The organism is Flavobacterium sp. CR10, from assembly GCF_055814415.1.
The window spans coordinates 2,381,315-2,404,561 of the sequence record NZ_CP185985.1 but is presented as its reverse complement, the minus strand read 5'-3'; the positions used below and the strand labels follow the sequence as shown (position 1 = coordinate 2,404,561).

21 protein-coding genes are annotated in these 23,247 nt (G+C 34.1%); 18 read left to right on the top strand and 3 right to left on the bottom strand.

Features of this window, described 5'->3' with window-relative positions; genetic code table 11:
• Positions 1-29: 29 nt before the first annotated feature.
• Positions 30-1,223, bottom strand: a complete 1,194-nt coding sequence (sucC, locus tag ACNRYB_RS10680; protein WP_073416988.1) for an ADP-forming succinate--CoA ligase subunit beta — start codon at positions 1,221-1,223, stop codon at positions 30-32.
• Between the two features lie 417 nt (positions 1,224-1,640).
• Here sucC and gltB point away from each other — a divergent pair, with 417 nt between their 5' ends.
• The 17 genes from gltB (at position 1,641) to ACNRYB_RS10595 (ending at position 18,846) form a co-directional block, all read left to right on the top strand.
• Positions 1,641-6,158, top strand: a complete 4,518-nt coding sequence (gltB, locus tag ACNRYB_RS10675) for a glutamate synthase large subunit (protein WP_473730034.1) — start codon at positions 1,641-1,643, stop codon at positions 6,156-6,158.
• Between the two features lie 171 nt (positions 6,159-6,329).
• Entirely contained in the window at positions 6,330-7,784 is a 1,455-nt protein-coding gene (locus tag ACNRYB_RS10670; RefSeq protein ID WP_129747232.1) for a glutamate synthase subunit beta, read from the top strand.
• A 620-nt stretch (positions 7,785-8,404) separates the two neighbouring features.
• The gene (gene lysA, locus ACNRYB_RS10665; protein ID WP_008462116.1) at positions 8,405-9,628 is read left to right on the top strand and encodes a diaminopimelate decarboxylase; all 1,224 of its coding nucleotides are present in this window, start codon (positions 8,405-8,407) and stop codon (positions 9,626-9,628) included.
• 366 nt (positions 9,629-9,994) lie between these two features.
• The gene (locus ACNRYB_RS10660; protein WP_473730243.1) at positions 9,995-10,309 is read left to right on the top strand and encodes a GIY-YIG nuclease family protein; all 315 of its coding nucleotides are present in this window, start codon (positions 9,995-9,997) and stop codon (positions 10,307-10,309) included.
• 303 nt (positions 10,310-10,612) lie between these two features.
• The gene (locus tag ACNRYB_RS10655) at positions 10,613-11,134 is read left to right on the top strand and encodes a hypothetical protein (RefSeq protein WP_129749126.1); all 522 of its coding nucleotides are present in this window, start codon (positions 10,613-10,615) and stop codon (positions 11,132-11,134) included.
• Positions 11,135-11,170: 36 nt separating this feature from the next.
• Positions 11,171-11,623, top strand: a complete 453-nt coding sequence (locus tag ACNRYB_RS10650; protein WP_066032471.1) for a hypothetical protein — start codon at positions 11,171-11,173, stop codon at positions 11,621-11,623.
• A 52-nt stretch (positions 11,624-11,675) separates the two neighbouring features.
• The gene (locus ACNRYB_RS10645; RefSeq protein WP_129749128.1) at positions 11,676-12,206 is read left to right on the top strand and encodes a hypothetical protein; all 531 of its coding nucleotides are present in this window, start codon (positions 11,676-11,678) and stop codon (positions 12,204-12,206) included.
• 81 nt (positions 12,207-12,287) lie between these two features.
• Positions 12,288-12,653, top strand: coding sequence for a hypothetical protein (locus tag ACNRYB_RS10640; protein ID WP_473730033.1), 366 nt, complete (start codon positions 12,288-12,290; stop codon positions 12,651-12,653).
• A 236-nt stretch (positions 12,654-12,889) separates the two neighbouring features.
• Positions 12,890-13,447, top strand: coding sequence for a hypothetical protein (locus tag ACNRYB_RS10635; protein ID WP_473730032.1), 558 nt, complete (start codon positions 12,890-12,892; stop codon positions 13,445-13,447).
• Between the two features lie 31 nt (positions 13,448-13,478).
• Positions 13,479-13,943 (top strand): DUF1572 domain-containing protein, encoded by a 465-nt coding sequence (locus ACNRYB_RS10630; RefSeq protein WP_473730031.1) that lies wholly within the window; start codon positions 13,479-13,481, stop codon positions 13,941-13,943.
• A 35-nt stretch (positions 13,944-13,978) separates the two neighbouring features.
• A complete protein-coding gene (locus ACNRYB_RS10625) occupies positions 13,979-14,674 on the top strand; it encodes a M949_RS01915 family surface polysaccharide biosynthesis protein (protein ID WP_473730242.1) in 696 nt (231 codons plus the stop codon).
• Positions 14,675-14,780: 106 nt separating this feature from the next.
• Positions 14,781-15,968, top strand: a complete 1,188-nt coding sequence (locus tag ACNRYB_RS10620) for a hypothetical protein (protein ID WP_473730030.1) — start codon at positions 14,781-14,783, stop codon at positions 15,966-15,968.
• Between the two features lie 153 nt (positions 15,969-16,121).
• A complete protein-coding gene (locus ACNRYB_RS10615) occupies positions 16,122-16,448 on the top strand; it encodes an ArsR/SmtB family transcription factor (RefSeq protein WP_008462100.1) in 327 nt (108 codons plus the stop codon).
• A complete protein-coding gene (locus ACNRYB_RS10610; RefSeq protein WP_473730029.1) occupies positions 16,438-16,935 on the top strand; it encodes an SRPBCC family protein in 498 nt (165 codons plus the stop codon). The genes ACNRYB_RS10615 and ACNRYB_RS10610 overlap by 11 nt, the downstream gene beginning before the upstream one ends.
• Before the next feature lie 47 nt (positions 16,936-16,982).
• Positions 16,983-17,483 (top strand): SRPBCC family protein, encoded by a 501-nt coding sequence (locus ACNRYB_RS10605; protein WP_129749135.1) that lies wholly within the window; start codon positions 16,983-16,985, stop codon positions 17,481-17,483.
• Between the two features lie 107 nt (positions 17,484-17,590).
• Positions 17,591-17,977, top strand: a complete 387-nt coding sequence (locus ACNRYB_RS10600; RefSeq protein ID WP_129749136.1) for a hypothetical protein — start codon at positions 17,591-17,593, stop codon at positions 17,975-17,977.
• Entirely contained in the window at positions 17,977-18,846 is an 870-nt protein-coding gene (locus ACNRYB_RS10595) for an alpha/beta hydrolase (protein WP_473730028.1), read from the top strand. The genes ACNRYB_RS10600 and ACNRYB_RS10595 overlap by 1 nt, the downstream gene beginning before the upstream one ends.
• 49 nt (positions 18,847-18,895) lie before the next feature.
• On the opposite strand, the gene ACNRYB_RS10590 is transcribed toward ACNRYB_RS10595, so the two are convergent.
• On the bottom strand, positions 18,896-20,431 hold the full coding sequence (locus ACNRYB_RS10590; protein ID WP_473730027.1) for a YifB family Mg chelatase-like AAA ATPase: 1,536 nt from the start codon (positions 20,429-20,431) through the stop codon (positions 18,896-18,898).
• A 79-nt stretch (positions 20,432-20,510) separates the two neighbouring features.
• Complete coding sequence (locus ACNRYB_RS10585; protein ID WP_473730026.1) at positions 20,511-21,485, bottom strand: Gfo/Idh/MocA family protein; 975 nt, start codon at positions 21,483-21,485, stop codon at positions 20,511-20,513.
• Positions 21,486-21,803: 318 nt separating this feature from the next.
• Here ACNRYB_RS10585 and ACNRYB_RS10580 point away from each other — a divergent pair, with 318 nt between their 5' ends.
• Entirely contained in the window at positions 21,804-23,120 is a 1,317-nt protein-coding gene (locus ACNRYB_RS10580; protein WP_119789633.1) for an ammonium transporter, read from the top strand.
• The last annotated feature ends 127 nt before the right edge of the window (positions 23,121-23,247 follow it).

Genomic DNA, 23,247 nt, shown 5'->3' with positions numbered 1-23,247 from the left:
TTTCTATATAAATTGATTTCTTATTTTAATTAAGAAAGAGCAGCTTTAACTTGGTCAGCAGCTTCTTGGAATTGAACTGCAGATAAGATTGGCATACCAGAGTTGTCAATTAATTCTTTTGCAATTTCAGCATTTGTTCCTTGCAAACGAACGATAATTGGCACTTTAATAGCATCACCCATGTTTTTGTAAGCATCAACAACACCTTGAGCAACACGGTCACAACGAACGATTCCTCCGAAGATGTTAATTAAAATAGCTTTTACGTTTGGATCTTTCAAGATAATTCTGAAAGCTGTTTCAACACGCTTAGCATCAGCAGTTCCTCCTACGTCAAGGAAGTTAGCAGGCTCAAAACCAGCATATTTAATTAAATCCATAGTTGCCATTGCAAGACCAGCTCCGTTTACCATACATCCTACAGTACCGTCAAGGTCAACATAGTTAAGACCAACTTCTTTAGCTTCAACTTCGATTGGATTCTCCTCACGGATATCTCTCATTTCAGCATATTTAGGTTGTCTGTATAAAGCGTTATCGTCAATGTTAACTTTAGCATCAACAGCTAAGATTTTGTTATCAGAAGTTTTAAGAACTGGGTTGATTTCAAACATAGAAGCATCAGAACCAATGTAAGCATTGTAAAGTGCATCGATGAATTTCACCATTTCTTTGAAAGCATTTCCAGAAAGACCTAAATTGAAAGCAATTCTTCTAGCTTGGAAACCTTGCAATCCTACAGAAGGATCAATTTCTTCAGTAAAGATTAAGTGTGGAGTGTGCTCAGCAACTTCTTCGATATCCATTCCACCTTCAGTAGAATACATGATCATGTTGCGTCCTGTACCTCTATTCAATAAAACAGAAACATAAAATTCAGAAGTTTCGCTTTCACCAGGATAGTAAACATCTTCAGCTACTAATACTTTGTTAACTTTTTTACCTTCAGCCGGTGTCTGAGGAGTAATTAACTGCATTCCGATGATTTGTTCTGCTAACTCTTCAACTTGTTGTAAGTTTTTTGCCAGCTTAACTCCACCACCTTTTCCACGACCACCTGCGTGAATTTGTGCTTTAATTACATGCCATCCTGTTCCAGTTTCGGCAGTTAATTGTTTTGCAGCAGCCACAGCTTCAACTGCATTATTAGCCACGATTCCGCGTTGCACACGTACTCCGTAACTAGCTAAAATTTCTTTTCCTTGATATTCGTGTATGTTCATAATATAGAATTTGTCTGGTTCTGAATTTATTTCAGAATAAAAGTGCGACAAAAGTAACAAAATACAACTTAATAGTAAAATCTTTTTCAATTAAATAAATGTTATATAGTAGGTATTAAACGTTGATAATTTTTCAAAGCAAACAAATCGTTAACGGAACAATTTGTTAATGTTAACACAATTCTTAGAAAACGTTTGATATTTAACAAAAAATTCATTGGTTTTATTGGCCTCCCGACGATTTTTCCTAATATATTTTAAGAGTAATTATATTTTTAGCAATTCGGGATGCCTTCTATAATAATATTAATAATTAAGAACCCTTTTTCTAATATTACAGCAAAAATGAAAGCAAAAGCACTATTTCAATACATTATGTTTAACGAAATCTTTATTTTTGTAAAAAAAATATCAAGAATGAGAGTTAAAGAACAAGGGCTTTATCTGCCTGAATTTGAACACGACAATTGTGGTGCAGGATTTATTTGTAATTTGAATGGTATTAAGTCAAATGATATTATTCACAAAGCATTAGACATCTTAATTAAATTGGAACATCGTGGTGCCGTAAGTTCTGATGGAAGAACTGGTGACGGAGCCGGAATTTTATTCGACATTCCTCATGATTTTTTTAAGAAAGTTTGTGACTTTGAAATCCCAGAAGCGCGTGAGTATGCAGTAGGAATGGTTTTTTTACCAAAAAGCAAAAACCAGGTTTCTTTTTGCATTAATGCATTTGAAGCAACTATCAAAGATCAAAACTTAAAGGTTTTAGGTTGGAGAGACGTACCCGTTGAAGTTGAAAATCTAGGTGAAATTGCCGCAGAAAAAGAACCAACAATTAAACAAGTTTTCGTTTCTAAAAACGGACAAGATTTAACTGAACAAGAATTTAATGCAAAACTTTTTGCAGCTAGAAAAATTGCTGAACATGCCGTAAGAGGATCTAAAACCTCAGAAAGCCACATGTTTTATTTTACTAGTTTATCGACAACTACTATTATATATAAAGGTCTATTGATGCCGGAAGACATCAGCCGTTATTATATAGATTTGAAAGATCCAGACTTGGTGACTCGTTTAGCGCTTGTACACCAACGTTTCTCTACCAATACATTCCCTTCTTGGGATCTTGCTCAGCCATTTAGATATATGTGTCATAATGGTGAGATCAACACACTTCGTGGAAACGTAAGCCGTATGCGTGCTCGTGAAGAGCTTATGCAAAGCAAAGTTTTTGGCGATGATATCAAAAAATTATTCCCAATTATCTTAGAAGGAAAATCAGATTCTGCTTCTATGGATATGGTGGTTGAACTTTTATTAATGACTGGACGTTCTCTTCCAGAGGCAATGATGATGGTTGTTCCTGAAGCTTGGGAAAAACACCAAACTATGTCTCCAGAGAAAAGAGCTTTCTATGAGTACAACGCTTGTATCATGGAGCCTTGGGATGGTCCAGCTTCTATTCCGTTTACAGATGGAAACGTAATTGGTGCTTTACTAGACAGAAACGGATTGCGTCCTTCTCGTTATACATTAACGAAAAGCGGATTCGTAATTATGTCATCTGAAATTGGTGTACTTGACATCGATCCAGAAGATGTAATTCAGCACGGACGTTTGGAGCCAGGAAAAATGTTCTTAGTTGATATGAATGAAGGTCGTATCATCGAAGACGAGGAAGTTAAAAAAGCGATAGTTACAAAACGTCCGTACCAACAATGGGTTGACGAAAACTTATTGCCATTAGCTAGCGTTCCTTACACTAACAACCCTACTCCTGTTGAAAAATTAGATTTCGTAACAAGACAAAAATTGTTTGGTTATACAATTGAAGATTTAAAAACAATCATCAACCCAATGGGAAGCGACGGAGCTGAAGCAATCAGTTCTATGGGTAATGATACACCTTTGGCAGTATTGTCTGATCAGCCTCAGTTGTTGTACAACTACTTCAAACAATTGTTTGCTCAGGTTACTAACCCGCCTTTGGATGGTATTCGTGAAGAAATCATTACTGACATCAGTTTAGCAATTGGTGGTGATTTCAATATTTTCGAAATTGAATCTAAACAATGTAAAAAATTGAAAATCCAAAATCCGGTTATTTCTAATGAGGATTTGGATAAAATCAGAAATATCGATCACGCAGATTTCAAATCAGCTACTATTTCTACTTTATACAAAATAGAAAAAGGAGTTAACGGTTTGGAGCGTGCTCTTGAAAAATGTGTTCAAGCTACTTTTAAAGCAGTTGAAGAAGGATGCAATATCATCATTTTATCAGATAGAGGTGTAAGTGAAGAATTAGCTCCAATCCCAATGTTATTGGCTTGTTCTTACATTCACCACTCTTTGAACATTTTACAGGTTCGTTCTAAATTCGGAATCATCATCGAATCTGCTGAACCACGCGAACCTCATCATTTTGCTTTATTGTTCGGATACGGTGCAAGTGCGATCAACCCTTATATGGTAAACGAAATCATTCACGATCAAGTTGAAAAAGGTTTCATTACAAAAGTAAAAGCAGATTATGCAGTTGTAAACTATAACAAAGCAATTGCAAAAGGAATCGTGAAAATCATGAACAAAATTGGTATCTCTACTTTACATTCGTACAGAGCTGCTCAGATTTTCGAGATTTTAGGTTTAAACAAAACATTTACATCTAAATACTTCCCTTACACTCCATCAAGAATTGAAGGAATTGGTTTAATGGAAGTTGAAAAAGAGGTTAAAAAACGTTTCCAAAAAGCTTTCCCAAATTCAAAAATTGCAAACTTGCTTTCTCTTGAAATTGGAGGTATTTACAGATGGAGACGTGGTGGTGAAAAACACATGTTTAACCCAACTACGATTTCTAAATTACAGCAGGCAGTTCGTTTAAACAGCCCTGAAAGCTATAAAGAATATGCAAATGCTGTAAACGAGCAAAGCTCAAACTTAATGACTATTAGGGGTTTATTTGAATTCAACAATTTAGATCCAATTTCTATTGACGAAGTTGAGCCTTGGACAGAAATCGTTAAGAAATTCAAAACGGGTGCAATGTCTTACGGATCTATTTCTAGAGAAGCACACGAGAATTTAGCGATTGCCATGAACAGAATTGGCGGAAAAAGTAACTCTGGAGAAGGTGGAGAAGATCCAAAACGTTTCCAGAAAGAAATTAACGGAGATTCTAGAAACTCTGCCATCAAACAAGTTGCTTCAGGACGTTTTGGTGTTTCGATCAATTATTTGACAAACGCCAGAGAAATCCAAATCAAAATGGCTCAGGGAGCAAAACCTGGAGAAGGTGGACAGTTACCTGGAGAAAAAGTAGTGCCTTGGATTGCTGAAACGAGAAACTCTACACCTTATGTAGGTTTGATTTCGCCTCCGCCTCACCACGATATTTACTCTATTGAGGATTTATCTCAGTTGATTTACGATTTGAAAAACGCAAACCGTGAAGCTCGTATCAACGTGAAATTAGTTTCTGAAGTTGGAGTTGGAACCATCGCTGCCGGTGTTGCAAAAGCAAAAGCTGATGTTATCTTAATCTCTGGTTACGATGGAGGAACAGGTGCTGCTCCATTAACCTCTTTACAACACACAGGTATTCCATGGGAACTTGGTTTAGCTGAAGCGCAACAAACACTTATCTTGAACGACTTAAGAAGCCGTGTAGTTTTAGAGTGTGACGGACAGTTAAAAACAGGTCGTGACGTTGCAATTGCAGCTTTATTAGGTGCAGAAGAATTCGGATTTGCTACTGCTCCACTTGTAGCTTCTGGATGTATCATGATGAGAGCTTGTCATTTAAATACTTGTCCAGTTGGTATTGCAACTCAGGATCCTGAATTGAGAAAAAATTTCAAAGGAACTCCAGAGCACGTAATCAACTTCATGTATTTTATTGCTGAAGAGTTAAGAGAAATCATGGCGCAGTTAGGTTTCAGAACTTTAAAAGAAATGGTAGGTCAGTCTCAGAAATTAAACGTAGACAAAGCTATCAAACATTATAAAGCTAATGGTTTAGATTTATCAACTATTCTATACAAACCGGAAAAAGCTAAAACGGTTCCAAATCATAATACAACTACTCAAGATCACGCTCTTGAAAATGTATTGGATTTTGACATCATCAAAGAAGCAATTCCATCTATCTATAGAAAAGAGAAAACGAGAGTTACATTCAAAATCAAAAATACAGACCGTTCTGTAGGTGCGATTTTGAGTAACGAAATCTCAAAAATTTATGGCGCACAAGGATTACCAGCTGACACTATTTTAGTTGATTTTGAAGGTTCTGCCGGACAAAGTTTTGGTGCATTTGCAACAAACGGATTGTCATTTAAAATTCACGGAAACTGTAATGATTATTTAGGAAAAGGTCTTTCTGGAGGAAAACTAATTGTAAAAGTACCTCCTACTGCGACTTTTAAACCTGAAGACAACATCATTATTGGAAACGTTGCCCTTTACGGAGCTATTACCGGAGAGGCTTATATTAATGGTATCGCAGGAGAGCGTTTCTGTGTGAGAAACTCTGGAGCAACAGCAGTTGTTGAAGGAATTGGAGATCACGGATGCGAGTACATGACAGGTGGTACAGTTGTAGTTTTAGGAAAAACTGGAAGAAACTTCGCTGCTGGTATGAGTGGTGGTGTAGCTTACATTTACGATCCAAACAAAAAATTCGATTCGACAGTATGTAACATGGAAATGGTTGCATTCGATCCAATGGAAGAAGAAGATCTTACGAAACTAAGAAAACTGATCAAAAACCATTCGTTGTACACAAGCAGTCCATTAGCAAAAAGAATTTTAGCAGACTGGGAAAACCAACAACAGCACTTCGTAAAAGTAATGCCAACTGATTACAAAAAAGCATTAAAACGAATTGCAGAAGAAAAACAAATAGAAGAATTAATAGCGGGATAAATGATTTTAGAATTCAGATTTTAGATTTTAGATTGAAGTTAACCTCAAAGCTTTGCGAACTTAAAACACTCCAAAAAGCAAAACAAAAACCTTGCGCTCTTTGCGGTTAAAAAAATTAGAATTTGGAATTTAATAATTGGAATTTGATCATTTACATTTAATAAAAATGTCATGGGTAAAATAGGCGGATTTAAAGAATATAACAGAGCCGACGAAAGTAATTTAGCAGTAGCAGAACGTGTTTCAAACTACAACGAATTTACTATTCCGGTTCCAAAAGATAAATTAAAAGAACAAGGATCAAGATGTATGGACTGTGGAATTCCTTTTTGCCACAGTGGATGTCCGTTAGGAAATTTAATTCCTGACTTCAACGACATGGTGCATCAGGAAGAATGGCAAAGCGCGTTAGAGATTTTACAATCTACTAACAACTTCCCTGAATTTACAGGACGCTTATGCCCTGCTCCATGTGAGAAATCATGTGTATTAGGAATCATCAAAGATCCGGTTTCTATCGAAAACATCGAGAAAAGCATCGTAGAAAGAGGTTTCGCTGAAGGGTGGATTAAACCTCAGCCACCAAAATCAAGAACTGGAAAAACGGTTGCTGTTATTGGTTCTGGACCTGCAGGTCTTGCTGCGGCTCAACAATTAAACAGAGCGGGTCATACCGTTACTGTTTTTGAAAGAGACAACGCAATTGGAGGTTTATTACGTTACGGAATTCCAAATTTCAAATTAGAAAAAGGAATCATCGACCGTCGTGTTGCTATTCTAGAAGCAGAAGGAATCACTTTCAAAACAAATGTAAATGTTGGTGTTAATTTCAGCGTTGAAGAATTAAACGCATTCGATTCTATCGTTTTATGCGGAGGAGCAACTGAAAGAAGAAGCCTGCCAACTAAAGGAATCGAAAGTAAAGGCGTTGTTCAGGCAATGGATTTCTTAACACAGCAAACTAAAGTTTTATACGGAGAATCTATTCCAGACCAAGTTAAAGCAACTGGAAAAGATGTAATCGTTATTGGTGGTGGAGATACGGGTTCTGACTGTATTGGAACTTCAAACAGACACGGAGCTAAATCGGTAACTAACTTTGAGATTTTACCAAAACCTCCAGTTGGAAGAAGCGAGTCAACTCCTTGGCCTTTCTGGCCGTTGCAGTTAAAAACATCTTCTTCTCACGAAGAAGGCTGCGACAGAAACTGGTTGATCAACACTAAAGAATTTATTTCTAACGAAAAAGGCGAATTAACTGGATTAAAAACAGTTGAAGTGCAATGGAAAATGACTCCAGGTCAGCGTCCAGAATTAATCGAAAAAGAAGGTTCTGAGAAAATCTGGCCTTGCGATTTAGCTTTATTGGCTCTTGGATTTACAGGTCCTGAAAAAACATTAAGCGAGCAGTTAGGAATCGAAATTGATGCAAGAAGCAACTATAAAGCGCATAATTATCAAACAAATGTTCCTCACATCTTCACCGCAGGTGATATGAGAAGAGGACAATCATTAATCGTGTGGGCTATTTCAGAAGGTCGTGAAGCAGCAAGAGAAGTAGATTTATTCCTTATGGGATCTACAAACTTGCCTACTAAAGGAAAAGGAGATTTACCGAGTCTATAATTTTTTTAAAGATTCTAAGATACTGAGATGCTAAGGTTCTAAGTTTTTTCTCTTAGCATTTTATTGATCTTTATTCCGATAACAACATAACTACTAACAAACCCTTGAATTTATATTCAGGGGTTTTGTTTTTTTAGCCACTCCCGATAGTTATCGGGATAAAATGATTAGCACAGATTATTTTTTTGTCTGCCACGAATGGCACAAATTTTCACGAATTTTTATTTTCTGGTCGATTTATATTTCAAATACAACCCGTGGTTTCAACCACCCGGGACGCAATATATAATTACGTCCAATCCGTACGTTTCCCATGGTTGAAACCACGGGCTATGTTTTAGCATTTTGCGAAAAATCTAAAATTAAAAAATTTGCGAAAATTTGTGTAATTTGCGGTTAAAACATTTCAACAGCATTTATAAATTAGAGAAATTCGTGAATTCGTGGCAAAAAACTTAGCCCAGATAGCTATCGGGATAGTATCTTAACAAAGGTTATAAAATTCCAAAAACAGCAACTTTTTGTTTGAAATAGAACAATTTGTTATATTTTGTTATTTTTCTGCAAATTATTTGCTGGTAATCAAAAGTGTAATAACTTTGCCCAAAATGATTTAAAAAATGCAAGCAAAAGATTTACTGCAGTTAGCAGACCAATTTGGAAGTCCATTGTATGTTTACGATGCTGAAAAAATCCAATCTCAGTACAACAGATTAACTAAAGCTTTCTCTAAGGTGGAGAACTTAAGAGTTAATTATGCCATGAAGGCATTGTCTAACATTGCGATTCTACAGTTATTAAAGAACATGGGGTCTGGTTTAGACACTGTATCGATTCAGGAAGTTCAGTTAGGGCTTCATGCTGGCTATGAACCCGAAAGAATTTTCTTTACACCAAACGGCGTTTCTCTGGAAGAGATTGAAGAAGTTGCCGCAATGGGTGTACAAATCAATATCGACAATTTATCTATTTTAGAGCAATTCGGAACAAAACATCCACATATTCCGGTATGTATCCGTATCAATCCACACGTAATGGCAGGCGGAAACGCTAACATTTCTGTTGGACATATCGATAGTAAATTCGGAATTTCTGTGCATCAGATTCCGCATATTTTGCGAATTGTAGAGAACACAAAAATGAGCATTATTGGAATTCACATGCACACAGGATCTGATATTTTAGATATCGAAGTATTCTTGTATGCTGCCGAAATCTTGTTCGATACCGCGAAACATTTCAAAGATTTACAATTCTTAGATTTCGGAAGCGGATTTAAAGTGCCTTACAAAAAAGACGATATCGAAACAGACATCGAAGAATTAGGTAAAAAATTATCTAAAAGATTCAATGCTTTCTGTGCAGAATACGGAAGAGATTTAACGCTTATTTTCGAACCAGGAAAATTCTTGGTGAGTGAAGCAGGTCATTTCTTGGTAAAAGTAAACGTAGTAAAACAGACAACATCAACAGTTTTCGCTGGAATCGACAGTGGTTTCAACCACTTAATCCGTCCGATGTTTTACGGATCTTCACACCATATCGAAAACATTTCTAATCCAAAAGGAAAAGAGCGTTTTTACTCTGTTGTAGGATACATTTGCGAGACTGATACTTTTGCCAACAACCGTAGAATTGCAGAAATCACTGAAGGTGATATTTTAGAATTCAGAAACGCTGGAGCATACTGTTTCTCAATGTCTTCGAACTACAATTCAAGATACAAACCAGCCGAAGTGCTTTGGATGAACGGACAAGGAATCTTGATTCGTCAAGCCGAAACATTTGAAGATTTACTTAAAAATCAAATTCCGTTGCCACAAGAAATTGCTGCTACGGTTTAACAATAGAAAAAAAGAGAATATCACTTTAATCCCGTTTCTTAATTGAGGCGGGATTTTTTTGTTTTTTTTTTCACGCAGATTCTTAAGATTTGAGCAGATTTTTACTATTGATACTAATTGTCAGGCTGAGCGAAGTCGAAGCACGCAAAGTAACTAACCGTCCAGTTTTGTCATTTCGACGGAGGAGAAATCTTCACAAGAAACTCCGCAAAGTATTTCGCTCAAATCATACACAAAGTAGCCACTAAGTTTGTCATTTCGACGAAGGAGAAATCTTCGCAAGTAACTCCACAAAGCATATTAAAAACCTAATACTAAAAGAAAGAAAAATCTTAAATAAATTTTATCTTTAGCATCAAAAAAAAAATACTACATCAAGAAGGCTATCATACTTACTACATATACATTCTCACGAATAAATACAAAACCGTTTTCTACACAGGAGTTACAAATAACTTAAAAATTCGTTTGAGTCAGCATAAAGAAAATAACGTAAATGGAAGCAAAAATTTTACATCAAAATACAATGCTACATTCTTACTTTATTTCGAAAAGTTTGCTTGGATTCAAGAAGCAATTGTTCGAGAAAAAGAAATTAAAGACTGGCGCAGAGAAAAGAAAATCGAATTAATAAAAACTATTAATCCTGATTTGGATTTTCTTAATTATTTATTTGCTTAATTTACACGTAATCTTTCCAATCTTTGTAGAGTTACTTGCGAAGATTTCTCCTTCGTCGAAATGACAAATATTGCGGTTACTTTTTGAGTAATTTGATTTTCTTTGTAGAGCTACTTACGAAGATTTCTCCTTCGTCGAAATGACAAGATTGTGGAAAATTGGATGCAAAAGTGAAATTTAAAACAAATCTATTTTAGCTAAGGAAAAATAATTCCTTCAAAATAAAATTTTGCAAAAGCACAAATATCTCTTTATTTAGTGCTTTTTTTATAATACGAACTTTAATTTAGTAATCATTTCTAAATGAAAAAACTTCAATTCCTTTTTATTGTTTTTCTATTGCCCTTCTTATTATTATCACAAAATAAAATCTCCAAATCTGAAGTTCAAAAAATAATTAAAGAAAGTCAAATACAAAAGAAAAATGGTCGGATTAGTTTGCCTTCAATCAAATCATGGAAATTTAATAATACTGATAGTTTATATTTTAAAAGCGATACGTTAATTGCAATTCAAAATAAGACAAATACACAAAATGATTTTTGCGAATTTATTGATTGGACTTTTTACAGAAAAAATGCATTTATTTTAGGTAATACTTCCTACTGTGAAGAACCACATTCAAGATTAGTTACAAAATATCCTGAAGATTATTTTTATATTGCAGTATATCAAATTGAAAACAGAACAATGATTGATATGCTAAGAAACGATAAAATGATTGTTGATTCATTTAATGTAATAGAAATAGAAAACAATGATGAGTTTCTAAAAATTAAATTAGTTCGAAGATTTATTCCTCTACCTTATAATAATAAAATTTAGATAAATTTACATCCCAAATCAAATCCCAAAAATCAAATGAAACCTACAATCCTACTATCAACACTATTACTATTATTTGCAACCAATTCATTCAGTCAAACCCTAGCCGATTTAAAACTAAAACCAAAAGAAATTCCGAAAGGCGGTTATATGGTAAGCGACGGGAATGTTTGCATTACGCCACAAGCCTGCAGTTTTTATAATGATATTGAAACCTACAGCAATATTGTTGGAACTGTAAAAAGTAAAGCCATTCAGAGTTTTAAAAGCAAAGCAGATCGCGGTTCTATTATGTATTTTGAATTTGATCATGTTTTTAAGGGCGATCGTTTTCTGCAAGGTTTACTTTGGGGAAAAGCAGGCGAACCAACAGATGAACATCCGGAAGAATATGTTGTAAAAGGAAAATTTCTAATCATTTGGAGTTTGAAGGCAGATAGTCCGCTAAAGGAAAAATCGGAAACCAAAATAGAAACGCTTTTGCCTTAAAATTCTAACTAAAGTTTTTTACACCTTTCAAAACATTAGAAATAAACTAAACATGAAAAAAATACTTTTTATTCTTATATCTCTTTTAGCGGTAAGTTGCAGCAATGACGATAAAACTCCTGAAACCGATAAAACTTCTATCAATTTAGTCACTGGAATTAATGTCAGAAATACTGCAGATGATACTGGACTATATTTAGGGAATCCAAATACTTTGGCTAATCAAAAGTTTGTCCTTTATCCAAATCCTGCAAACGAAACGGTTTACATCTTAGCGGAACAAAATGTTACAAATGTATGGATTGTACCTGCAACTGCAGAAAAAATTTATCAGGATTTCAACTTTAGCAGTATTTTGAACAACAATTTGTACAGCGAGCAATCTATTATTTCAAATTCAAACCTTTCGCTTAACGGATTATCCACAAATAACCCTAAACTGAATATAAGTACTCTTGCAAAAGGATATTATAAAGTTTTCATTAAAAGCGGAGGCGTAATTTACTGGGATAATTTATACAAATATGAAAGTAACGGAAATAACGAAGAGCAATTTAATACCATTAAAAATTTTTGGAAATAAATCTAAAAAAACCTTAACGGCATTTTAAGACTTTAAGCACTATCTTCGTATTTAAAAAATTATCATATTAAACAATACAAAATGAAACCGCAAATAAGAATCCTGATTTATTCTATCCTCTTCTTTTTATACCTTACTTCTACGCATCTTCTGCTTGAATTAAACGAAAAGTTTAAAGGTGATCCTTTTGTAACTTTAGGAGCTGGTTTCGGTATTTTGAATCTTATTTATGCTTTTACAGCCTTAAAATGGAAACCTTTGCTTAACGTACTTTGCGCTGTCGGAATTGCAGCTTTGGCTATGTTTCTAGCTTTACAGTTTACCAATTTGCACCTACTTGTCAATTACGATCCTTATCAGGTTAAAACTGCCATTTTTGCTAATGCTGTTTTTTCAATTATCTTTTGGGAGATTGTATATCAGGTGAAGATCAGAAAATCTAAATAAATACATTTTCAATTGCCTCCAGCTTTAGCTGGAGGTAAATAAAAAGTCATAAAAGGGCTTTAGCCAAATCAATATTTTTTGGCTAAAGCCCTTTCTTTTCAATACACTCTACCTCCAGCTAAAGCTGGAGACAATTCATAATGTCATTTATAAGTATAATATTCAACAATACATAAAATTGTATAATTTCGTACGTAATTTTTTATATTAGCATTTTAAATTTATCTAAGCCTAATATGAAAATTAGAACTCTACTCCTTTTATCATTACTAACTATTTCTTGTAAAAAGGAAACAAAAACAGAATCAGAAACTTCTAAAATTGCGTCAAAAGATTCTTTGGAAGTAAATGAAAAGAAAGAGCCAGAAACACAAAAAACAGATACGATTGTACTTTCCACAAAACATAAAACCAATAAAATCTTATGCGATCTTGACGGAGATAATCTAGAAGAAACTGTAGAAATCTTTAGAAGCACAAACAACCAAAAAAGCGGTTTCAAAATCACTTACGGAAATGGAAAAAGAATTGATTATTTAGGTTTTGGAAATGATATTTTACAAAGAGGTTTTGATGAAATTGATTGGGCGGGAATTTTTGAAAAAGCACCAAAAAATAAAGTTTACTTTGACAACGTAAATGAAGACGGCGATATTATCGGCGAAGAACAAGTTGCAGAAGAAGACAAAATAAAACTGCAAAATGACGGAATCTTTATTCATGCCGAAGAAAGCTGCGGAGGCGGTGTTATTTATCTGAAAAACGAAAAATACGAGTGGATTCAGCAGGAATAAACTTTTAATAGTAACTCTTAAATTACTAAATATGAAAAGTACAACAGAAATTGCTAATCGTTTCAGAGAAGTTATTTTAAACGGAACTTGGATTGCAAACACCAATTTTAAAGATCAGCTAGAAAATCTGGATTGGAAAATTGCAGTTAGTCCGATTCAAAATTTAAATACGATTGCAGCTCTGGCTCAGCATATTCATTATTACATTAACGGAATCAATCAGGTTTTTAAAGGCGGAACATTGGACATAAAAGATCAATTTAGTTTTGACTTTCCTCCTATTCGTTCGCAAGAACAATGGAACAATTTTCTAACTAAATTTTGGAATGATGCCGAAGCGTTTGCCTCTTTTGTAGAACAAATGCCTGACGAAAACCTAGATGCTGTTTTTGTAGATGCAAAATACGGAACTTACAAAAGAAACATCGAAGCTATGATTGAACATAGTTACTATCATTTAGGACAAATTGTGCTGATCAAAAAACAACTCACTTAAAATTACATACACGCCTTTTATGAAAAAAAAATACAATTTTATTATTGTTTATTGTTTTGTTTTCGAATTGTAAACCAGAGAAAAAAGATGACGTAAAAACTGCCGTTTCAAATGAAAAACCTTCAACGGAAGAGCCTTTTGTCTTAACAGTAGAAAAAATCGATTCAACTCAATTTCCTGCTTCAATTAAATACGAAGGTTTTGTAAAAAATGCTGTTCGATGGAAAGATAAATTGGGCGATAATATTGTAATTACTACTGAAACCGGTTATCATATCAATAAAAAATTTACGCATGAAACAGAAGGTTCTGATGCTGAATTATTTGGGTATCATTTTATAGTTTCAGGCAATGAAGTGAAGCAAACCTGGAAAGTTTACGATTACATTTCAGATTGTCCAGTTGACATTTTAGCTTCCTTTGTAAAAAACACTTTTCAAGTTACAGATTTAGACAAAAATGGAATTGCCGAAACTTGGCTCATGTATAAAACAGTTTGTCACGGCGATGTTAGTCCTTCTGACATGAAGATTATTATGTATGAAGGGAATACAAAATATGCCATGCGTGGCGAAAATAAAGTTGCTGTTGGTATAGATGATAATGGCAAAAAACAGTTTGAAGGAGGTGAATATAAACTGGATGAAAACTTTAAAAAAGGCCCAAAAATCTTTAAAGATTTTGCTCTGAAATTATGGAGTGATAATGCAATTGAAACTTGGGAAAATTAATTTTTTCTTACACATCAAAATCTCCATCCTGCTCCTCAAATAAATTAGAAAAGGCATAGTTGTTGAAAGTTAAAAAAGATATATTTACACCTTCAAAAAACACACTATGCAAAAAATTACTTTTTTATTTTCTATATTGTTTTTAGCTTTTTCATCTTGCGGGGTAAAAACAACACAATCAATGCTTAGCGATGGAAATTATGATGGCGCAATTGATCGCGCTGTTGAAGCACTTCACACCAAAAAAGATTCTAAAGGAAAACAAGATTATGTCTATTTACTAGAAGAAGCTTTCGCAAAAGCCAAAGATCGTGATCTTCGAAATTTGGAAATGCTGAACAAAGAAAACAATCCTGCCAATACAGAACGCATTTATAATACTTATTTACAGCTAAATAATCGTCAGGAAAAAATTCGTCCATTATTGCCTCTGCCTTTATTGAAGCAGGGAAAAAATGCTTATTTTCCATTTGATAATTATTCGAATGAAATTGTAAACAGTAAAAATGCACTTTCGAAATATTTATATGAAAACGCTTCAATGCTTTTGAAATCAAATAATAAATTAGATTTTAGAAAAGCTTATGATGATTTCGCATATTTGGAAAGCATTAATCCAAATTACAAAAACACCAAAAAACTGATGGATGATGCGCAGTTTAAAGGAACTGATTTTGTTGATGTTTATGCTAAAAACGAAACCGAAATGGTCATTCCGAAAATGCTTCAGGATGATTTGTTGGATTTTAAAACTTACGGATTAAACGATAAATGGACGGTTTATCATAGTGCAAGACAAAAAAATGTGAATTATGACTATAGTTTAATTTTGAGTTTTAGACAAATTGCGATTTCGCCAGAGCAGATTAAAGAGAAAGAATTTGTAAAGGAAAGACAAGTTAAAGATGGAGTAAAAACACTTTTGGATAGTCGCGGAAGACCTGTAAAAGACAGTTTAGGCAAAGAAATAAAAGTAGATAATTATAAAACGCTTCGTGCTACGGTTTACGAATTCAGACAATTTAAATCGTGTCTTGTAACAGCAAAAGTGGATTATGTAGATTTAAAAAGCAATCAGCTAGTGCAGACTTTCCCGATCAGCAGCGAATATGTTTTCGAGAATATTTATTCTACTTACAAAGGAAATAGAAATGCCTGCGATGATAATTATCTGGCGTATTTTGACAAACGGGCTGTTGCGTTCCCAAACAACGAACAAATGGTTTACGATACAGGCGAAGACTTGAAAGCCAAGTTGAAAGATATCATTGTAAAGAATAAATTTAGACGCTAATTATATAACACGATTATAAAGAAAAGACGCATTTTTGATGCGTCTTTTTTTGTTTAGAATATTCTAATTTAAAAAAAATCGCGTTTTTTTATTGCGCAACCAAAAAGTTGCGTATATTTGCAACTGATTAGTTGCGAATAAATATTCAGAAAAATGAAAAGAGATATTTTTCAAGCTATTGCCGATCCGACGAGAAGGGCAATATTAGTTTTGATTTCTTCAAGCGCATTAACCCCAAATGCTATTGCAGAGCAGTTTCAAACTACAAGACAAGCGGTTTCTAAACACATTAAAATATTAAATGAATGTGATTTATTGGAAGAAAAGAAATTGGGCAGAGAAATTTACTATCAGCTCAAAATTGAGAAAATGAAAGAAGTTGATCAATGGCTGGAGCAATTTAAAGCAATTTGGGAACAACGTTTTAGCCAATTGGATCAAGTATTACTTAACTTAAAATCTAAAGAAAATGAAGACTGATTTATTAATGAATTTTTCTGTAGACAAGGAAAATAAAAGAGTGAATGTAAAACGTGAATTCAATGCACCATTGTCAAACGTTTGGTCTGCATGGACAGAACCTGAAATTCTAGATTTATGGTGGGCACCAGCTCCGTTTAAATCTAAAACCAAAACCATGGAGTTTAAAGAAGGCGGACGAAGATTGTATGCTATGGTTGGCCCTGATGGTACAGAACGCTGGAGTTATTTTGAATATTCTTCGATTTCTCCTAAAACAAACTTTAAACATTCTGCTACTTTTTCTGATGCCGAAGGAAATGCAAATTCAGAATTTGGAAGTTCGTATTGGGACATTTCTTTTTCTGAACAAGATAGTTCAACAATTGTTGACATTTTGATTAAACGCGACAGTTTGGAAGAACTTGAAAAAATTATCGAAATGGGATTCAAAGAAGGATTCACATCTGCAATGGAAGGTTTAGACAAAATCTTAGCCGAAAAATAAAACCATTTCTAACAAATTACTATTAACGAATTTAAAATCTAAAGAAAATGAAATCAAATCTTTTAATGAATTTTACTGTTGATAAAGAAAATAAAACTGTAAACGTAAAGCGCGAATTTAATGCTTCGCTGCCTCAAGTTTGGTCTGCATGGACAGAACCTCAGATTCTAGATTTATGGTGGGCTCCTGCTCCGTGGAAATCTAAAACAAAAAGCATGGATTTTAAAGAAGGCGGACGCAGATTGTATGCCATGCTTGGACCAGAAGGAGAAGAACATTGGGCAATTGCCGATTTTACTTCAATTAGTCCGAAAACTAATTTTAAATATTTAGATGCTTTTAGCGACAGCGAAGGGAATTTAAATAAAGAATTTCCGCGCTCTGACTGGAATGTGACTTTCTCTGAAAAAGACGGATCTACTTTTGTTGATGTTGTCATCAAACACGAAAAACTATCTGATTTGGAAATGATCATTCAAATGGGATTCAAAGAAGGTTTTACCATTGCAATGGAAGGTTTAGATGCTATTTTTGCTGAAAAAAAATAAAAACCAAACAATTAATATCATTTGTTAAATCCTGCATTTTTGCAGGATTTTTTTGTATTTTCGATCAGAAAATTAAATTTCGATTCTAAAAACTAAAAAAAACACAAATGATGAAATTCTTCACTTTCCTCTTTTTGTCCATTTCAGCTGCTGTTTTTTCTCAAAACAGATACGAGCTTTCCGATGAAGGACAAGACAAACTCTATCTTTCTGATTCTATTTCAAATCTTGCCAAAGCTGGAAAAATTACAGATCGTCCAATGGTTGTTGTCGATGGAATTACTCACCGTTATGAGGATCTAGAAAAAGAAAAACTTGCTCTTTCGAAAATTGAAATTGCCAAAATTATTGCTCTTCAAAAACAAACTGGCATTAATATTTATGGAAAGTCTGGAGAACCAGGCGTTTTAATTGTTACAACAAACAGAAATAGTTACTACAAGCCAGAACAAGAAGTAAAACAAGAATCAATGCCACAAAATTTCAAAAATTAATGACCAAATTTATTGCCTTCGCCTTTTTACTTTTTTCTTCTACTTTCGCATTCAGCCAAAAGAATAAAGCCAAAAACATAGAAACTTCAAAGCCTTTTGTTTTAGGTGTAATCGAAGAAATTCAATCCAAAGAATTAAACGAAAAAAGAATTTTAAACATTTATCTTCCTGAAGGCTATAATCTAGCAGAAGACACAAAATATCCTGTCATTTATTTATTGGACGGTTCTGCCGATGAAGATTTTATTCATATTTCTGGGCTAGTTCAGTTTAATAGTTTTGAATGGATCAATCAGGTTCCAAAATCAATTGTAGTAGGAATTGCTACAGTTGACAGAAAAAGAGATTTCACTTTTCCTACTACTGTTGAAAATGATAAAACTCGCTTTCCTACAACTGGACATTCTGATCAGTTTATTGCTTTTATCGAAAAAGAATTGCAACCATTTATTGAGAAAAAATACAAAACAAATGATTCTAAAACCATCATCGGCCAATCTCTTGGCGGATTATTAGGAACTGAAATCTTGCTTAAAAAACCAACTCTTTTTAATAAATATGTTATTGTAAGTCCGAGTTTATGGTGGAACAATGGTTCTCTTCTAGATTTAGATTCTGAAATGCTAAAAGAAAATTTCAAACAGCCAACTGAAATCTATATTGCTGTTGGCAAAGAAGGATTAGCTCCAACAGCAATTCCGCATGTCATGGAAGTTGATGCTAATTTACTAGCTGAAAAACTAAAAGAATCGAAAAGTAAAAGTGTAAAAACGTATTTTGATTATTTCCCAGAAGAAAGCCACGGATCGATTCTGCACACAGCTGTTTCTAATTCTTTTAAATTCTTTTATCCGAAAAATAAAGAATAATATTTTTTTACAATTATCAATTGTTAATTGACAATTGATAATTGTAAATTTATCCCAACCATCCTTCTCTGTCCAAACTTCTGTATTGAATCGCTTCGGCAATATGTGAAGAAACAATATTTTCTGAATGATCTAAATCGGCTATAGTTCTTGAAACTTTCAGAATTCGATCGTAAGCTCTAGCCGAGAGATTAAGTCTTTCCATGGCTGTTTTTAGTAATTCTTTTGAAGGTTCGTCTAAAACGCAGTATTCTCTAATCAACTTACTGCTCATTTGTGCATTGTAGTGAACATTTTCAACAGTTTCAAATCGTTTGGTCTGAATTTCTCGCGCTGCAGTAACTCGTTTGCGAATTTCTACACTGCTTTCTGCTTTTCGCTCATCTGATAATTTATCAAACGGAACTGGAGTAACTTCTATATGTATATCAATTCTATCCAACAAAGGTCCAGAAATTTTACTCATATAGCGCTGCATTTCGTGCGGCGAAGAAGTATTTGGCATACTCGGATCATTAAAAAATCCGCTTGGACTTGGATTCATACTTGCCACTAACATAAAAGATGATGGATAAGTAATCGTAAACTTAGCACGGGAAATTGTCACTTCACGATCTTCTAACGGCTGACGCATTACTTCTAAAACATCACGTTTAAATTCTGGCAATTCATCCAAAAACAAAACACCATTATGCGCCATCGAGATTTCTCCTGGTTGAGGATAACTTCCGCCACCGACCAAAGCCACATTAGAAATAGTATGATGCGGACTCCTAAATGGTCTTTGATTCATTAACCCGACTTCTTTTAATTTTCCTGCAACACTATGAATTTTAGTAGTTTCCAAAGCTTCGCGCAAAGTCATTGGCGGTAAAATGCTCGGAACTCGTTTTGCCAGCATCGTTTTTCCTGCACCAGGCGGACCAATCAAAATAATATTATGGCCGCCCGCTGCAGCGATTTCCATACAGCGCTTAATGCTTTCTTGTCCTCGGACGTCCGAAAAATCATGTTCAGGGAAATCTAATGTTTTATAAAATTCTGCTCTTGTATCGATAACTGTTGGCTCTAGCATTCCCTTTCCATTAAAGAAATCAACTATTTCCTGAAGATTAGAAACACCGTACACATCTAAACCTGCTACAATTGCTGCTTCTTTTACATTTTGAATAGGAAGAAAAAATCCTTTATAACCTTCTTCTTTGGCTTTAATTGCAATAGGCAAAGCACCTCGAATAGGCTGTAAACTTCCATCGAGAGAAAGTTCACCCATAATAATATATCGTTCAATTTCTGGAGCTTTTATCTGATCTGAACCAACCAGAATTCCCATAGCCAATGTCAAATCGTATGAAGAACCTTCTTTTCGAAGGTCGGCAGGCGCCATATTGACTGTAATTTTCTTTCCTGGAAAATTAAATCCGTTATTTTTTAAAGCAGCGGCAATTCTAAAACTGCTTTCTTTTATCGCATTATCTGGAAGTCCAACTAAATGATAACCAATTCCTTTGTCCATATGCACCTCAACTGTAATAGTTGTGGCCTCAACTCCAAATACGGCACTTCCGTAAACTTTTACTAGCATAATTATCCTTTCATTAATAGTTTTTAAAACTAATGAAAAATAACCAATATGTAAATATTTTATTACAAATAATTAAATTCTAAAAAGGCAGTTGGATTTGATTCTTTATCTCCTCCACTATCCTACTCAAATCCAAACTATTCTGATGTGACCAAAGTTTACTTTCAATTTCATTGTTCAAAATACAATTTTGACATTCGATTATTTCATGAGAATATCCTTTTCCTAAAGCTGGTAAAGTAAATGTTGCTTCTTTTTCTTCATTTATAAAGAGAGAATAACCATCGGCAATATACCATGGAGCATTTAATTCTATTCGTCCCTTTGTTCCCGAAATAATCGCTTTCATATCAGATTCTGAAACTATAGAAGCATGCAAAACCGATTGTGCTGTTTCGTATTGCAATATCATAGAAATCTGAAGATCAATATCATTTTTATGTTTGATTGCTTTTGCTATAACCTCTTTTGGTTTTCCTAATAGTATATAAGATAGAAATAGAGGATAAACGCCAATATCAAACAATGCTCCTCCGCCTAGTTCTTTATCAAAAAGCCTTTCGTTTTCTGTTTCACTTCCGTGAAAAGCGAAATCGGCTTTTATATAATTTACGTCTCCTATTATTCCATTGCCAATTTTCTGAAGAAGATTTTGAATTGAGGGAATAAACCTTGTCCAAAAAGCTTCCATAAAAAATACATTGTTTTTTTTAGACGCTTCTATCATTCTCTGTGCATCTTTATAAGACAAAGCCATTGGTTTTTCGCAAAGTACATGTTTGCCTTTTTCTAATGCTTTTATAGATAATTCGGCATGCGAATTATGAGGAGTTGCAATGTAAACAATTTCAACTTCAGAATCTTCAAAAAGTAAATCATAAGAATTGTACATTCTTAAAGCATTAAATTTCCCACCAAATTCCTCGGCTTTAGTAAAATCTCTAGATGCAACTGCCGTCAGTTCAGCATTTTCAATCAATAAAAGATCCGATGCAAACTGGCTTGCAATATTTCCCAATCCTACTATTCCCCATTTAATACTTCTATTTCCCATCCTTATATTATAATCATCAAATTTGTTAAAAAGATTAAAAAAATATCCATCACAACATGCAACAGACGTTTTTTAAACAACAAATATCTATTATCCTACAAAAAATAGCAATCAATTACCCCAAAAATTATCAAAAATGACAGGAAGTGAAAAAAAAAATGTTGCCAAATTGTAAATTTTAAGTTTGTTTTAAGAAATTCACGCAAAATGATAGGGGTTAAATTTTAAATTTAACAAAAATTAAACATCAAACCCTATTTTTTTAGGGGGTATTAAATCATTTTATACTTTTATAAAAAATTTTAAAACTAAATAACTATGCGAAAAATTATTTTAAGTGTGATTCTTATCACGATTTTAGTCCTAAGCTTTATTTCGAACTTTATCATTGCAGACAACCCAATTCCTGCAGAAGCTGTAAAGTTTGATACGGGAGATACTGCCTGGATGATCGTTGCAACTGCTTTTGTATTGCTAATGACTCCTGGATTAGGATTCTTCTACGGAGGTATGGTAGGTAAGAAAAACGTAATTAGTACTATGCTTCAAAGTTTTATGGCTATGGTAATTGTTACTATACTTTGGACTGTTGTTGCTTTTGGATTGGCTTTTGGACCAACAATTGGAGGAATTATCGGAAACCCGTCTGAGAATTTGTTCTTTGCAGGAGTTGGAACTAATACAGCTTGGAGCCTTGCACCAACTATTCCATTTATATTATTCGCATTATTTCAGGCAAAATTCGCTATCATTACTCCTGCTTTAATTACAGGTGCTTTTGCAGAACGTATTCGTTTCTGGGCTTATTTGTTATTCATGGTTTTATTTATAATTATAATATACGCACCACTTGCTCACATGACATGGCATCCTGATGGAGTTTTCTTCAAAATGGGAGTTCTTGACTTCGCTGGAGGAACTGTAGTTCACATGAGCGCTGGATGGGCTGCATTGGCTGGAGCTATTTTCTTAGGAAAAAGAAAAGTTCAAAAAGTTAATCCTGCTAGAATTACTTATGTATTATTAGGAACTGGTTTACTTTGGTTCGGATGGTTTGGTTTCAACGCTGGATCTGCTTTAGGAGCAAATGGTCTTGCTGCTCAAGCTTTAGGAACAACTACTGTTGCTGCTGCCGCTGCTGCAATGGCTTGGGTTTTCCTTGATAAAATTTTAGGACATAAATTATCTGCTCTTGGAGCTTGTATCGGAGCGGTTGTAGGTCTTGTTGCTATTACACCAGCTGCCGGATTTGTAAGCATTCCTCACGCAATCTTTATTGGTTTATTCTCTGCAATTGTAAGTAACATTGTTGTGAGCAAATTCCCTAAAGGAAAAATCGACGATGCTCTTGACGTATTTGCTTGTCACGGTGTTGGAGGTATGGTAGGTATGCTTTTAACTGGTGTTTTCGCATCAAAAGCGATCAATCCTGCTGTTGGAGACAATCAAGGTTTAATCTTCGGAACTCCAACTTTATTCATTAACCAATTAACTGCTCTTGTTGTTGTTTCAATCTTCGCTTTTGTTGCTTCTTATGCTTTATTCTTCATCGTAAACAAAATCACTCCACTAAGAGTTACAGAAGAAAAAGAAGAACTAGGATTAGACATCTCTCAACACGGAGAATTTTTATAATAAATTAATTTTCACTTTCGTTTGATAAATAGAAAAGCACTCTAAATTTGACTTAGAGTGCTTTTTCCTTTTAAATCAACTATTTTAGACAATTCTATAATAAAAAAGCGCTCTAATAAATTAGAGC

Coding starts and splice junctions, on each gene's coding strand:
- sucC (WP_073416988.1), bottom strand. CDS start 1,223: ATGAACATACACGAATATCAAGGAAAAGAAATTTTAGCTAGTTACGGA.
- gltB (WP_473730034.1), top strand. CDS start 1,641: ATGAGAGTTAAAGAACAAGGGCTTTATCTGCCTGAATTTGAACACGAC.
- ACNRYB_RS10670 (WP_129747232.1), top strand. CDS start 6,330: ATGGGTAAAATAGGCGGATTTAAAGAATATAACAGAGCCGACGAAAGT.
- lysA (WP_008462116.1), top strand. CDS start 8,405: ATGCAAGCAAAAGATTTACTGCAGTTAGCAGACCAATTTGGAAGTCCA.
- ACNRYB_RS10655 (WP_129749126.1), top strand. CDS start 10,613: ATGAAAAAACTTCAATTCCTTTTTATTGTTTTTCTATTGCCCTTCTTA.
- ACNRYB_RS10650 (WP_066032471.1), top strand. CDS start 11,171: ATGAAACCTACAATCCTACTATCAACACTATTACTATTATTTGCAACC.
- ACNRYB_RS10645 (WP_129749128.1), top strand. CDS start 11,676: ATGAAAAAAATACTTTTTATTCTTATATCTCTTTTAGCGGTAAGTTGC.
- ACNRYB_RS10640 (WP_473730033.1), top strand. CDS start 12,288: ATGAAACCGCAAATAAGAATCCTGATTTATTCTATCCTCTTCTTTTTA.
- ACNRYB_RS10635 (WP_473730032.1), top strand. CDS start 12,890: ATGAAAATTAGAACTCTACTCCTTTTATCATTACTAACTATTTCTTGT.
- ACNRYB_RS10630 (WP_473730031.1), top strand. CDS start 13,479: ATGAAAAGTACAACAGAAATTGCTAATCGTTTCAGAGAAGTTATTTTA.
- ACNRYB_RS10620 (WP_473730030.1), top strand. CDS start 14,781: ATGCAAAAAATTACTTTTTTATTTTCTATATTGTTTTTAGCTTTTTCA.
- ACNRYB_RS10615 (WP_008462100.1), top strand. CDS start 16,122: ATGAAAAGAGATATTTTTCAAGCTATTGCCGATCCGACGAGAAGGGCA.
- ACNRYB_RS10610 (WP_473730029.1), top strand. CDS start 16,438: ATGAAGACTGATTTATTAATGAATTTTTCTGTAGACAAGGAAAATAAA.
- ACNRYB_RS10605 (WP_129749135.1), top strand. CDS start 16,983: ATGAAATCAAATCTTTTAATGAATTTTACTGTTGATAAAGAAAATAAA.
- ACNRYB_RS10600 (WP_129749136.1), top strand. CDS start 17,591: ATGATGAAATTCTTCACTTTCCTCTTTTTGTCCATTTCAGCTGCTGTT.
- ACNRYB_RS10595 (WP_473730028.1), top strand. CDS start 17,977: ATGACCAAATTTATTGCCTTCGCCTTTTTACTTTTTTCTTCTACTTTC.
- ACNRYB_RS10590 (WP_473730027.1), bottom strand. CDS start 20,431: ATGCTAGTAAAAGTTTACGGAAGTGCCGTATTTGGAGTTGAGGCCACA.
- ACNRYB_RS10585 (WP_473730026.1), bottom strand. CDS start 21,485: ATGGGAAATAGAAGTATTAAATGGGGAATAGTAGGATTGGGAAATATT.
- ACNRYB_RS10580 (WP_119789633.1), top strand. CDS start 21,804: ATGCGAAAAATTATTTTAAGTGTGATTCTTATCACGATTTTAGTCCTA.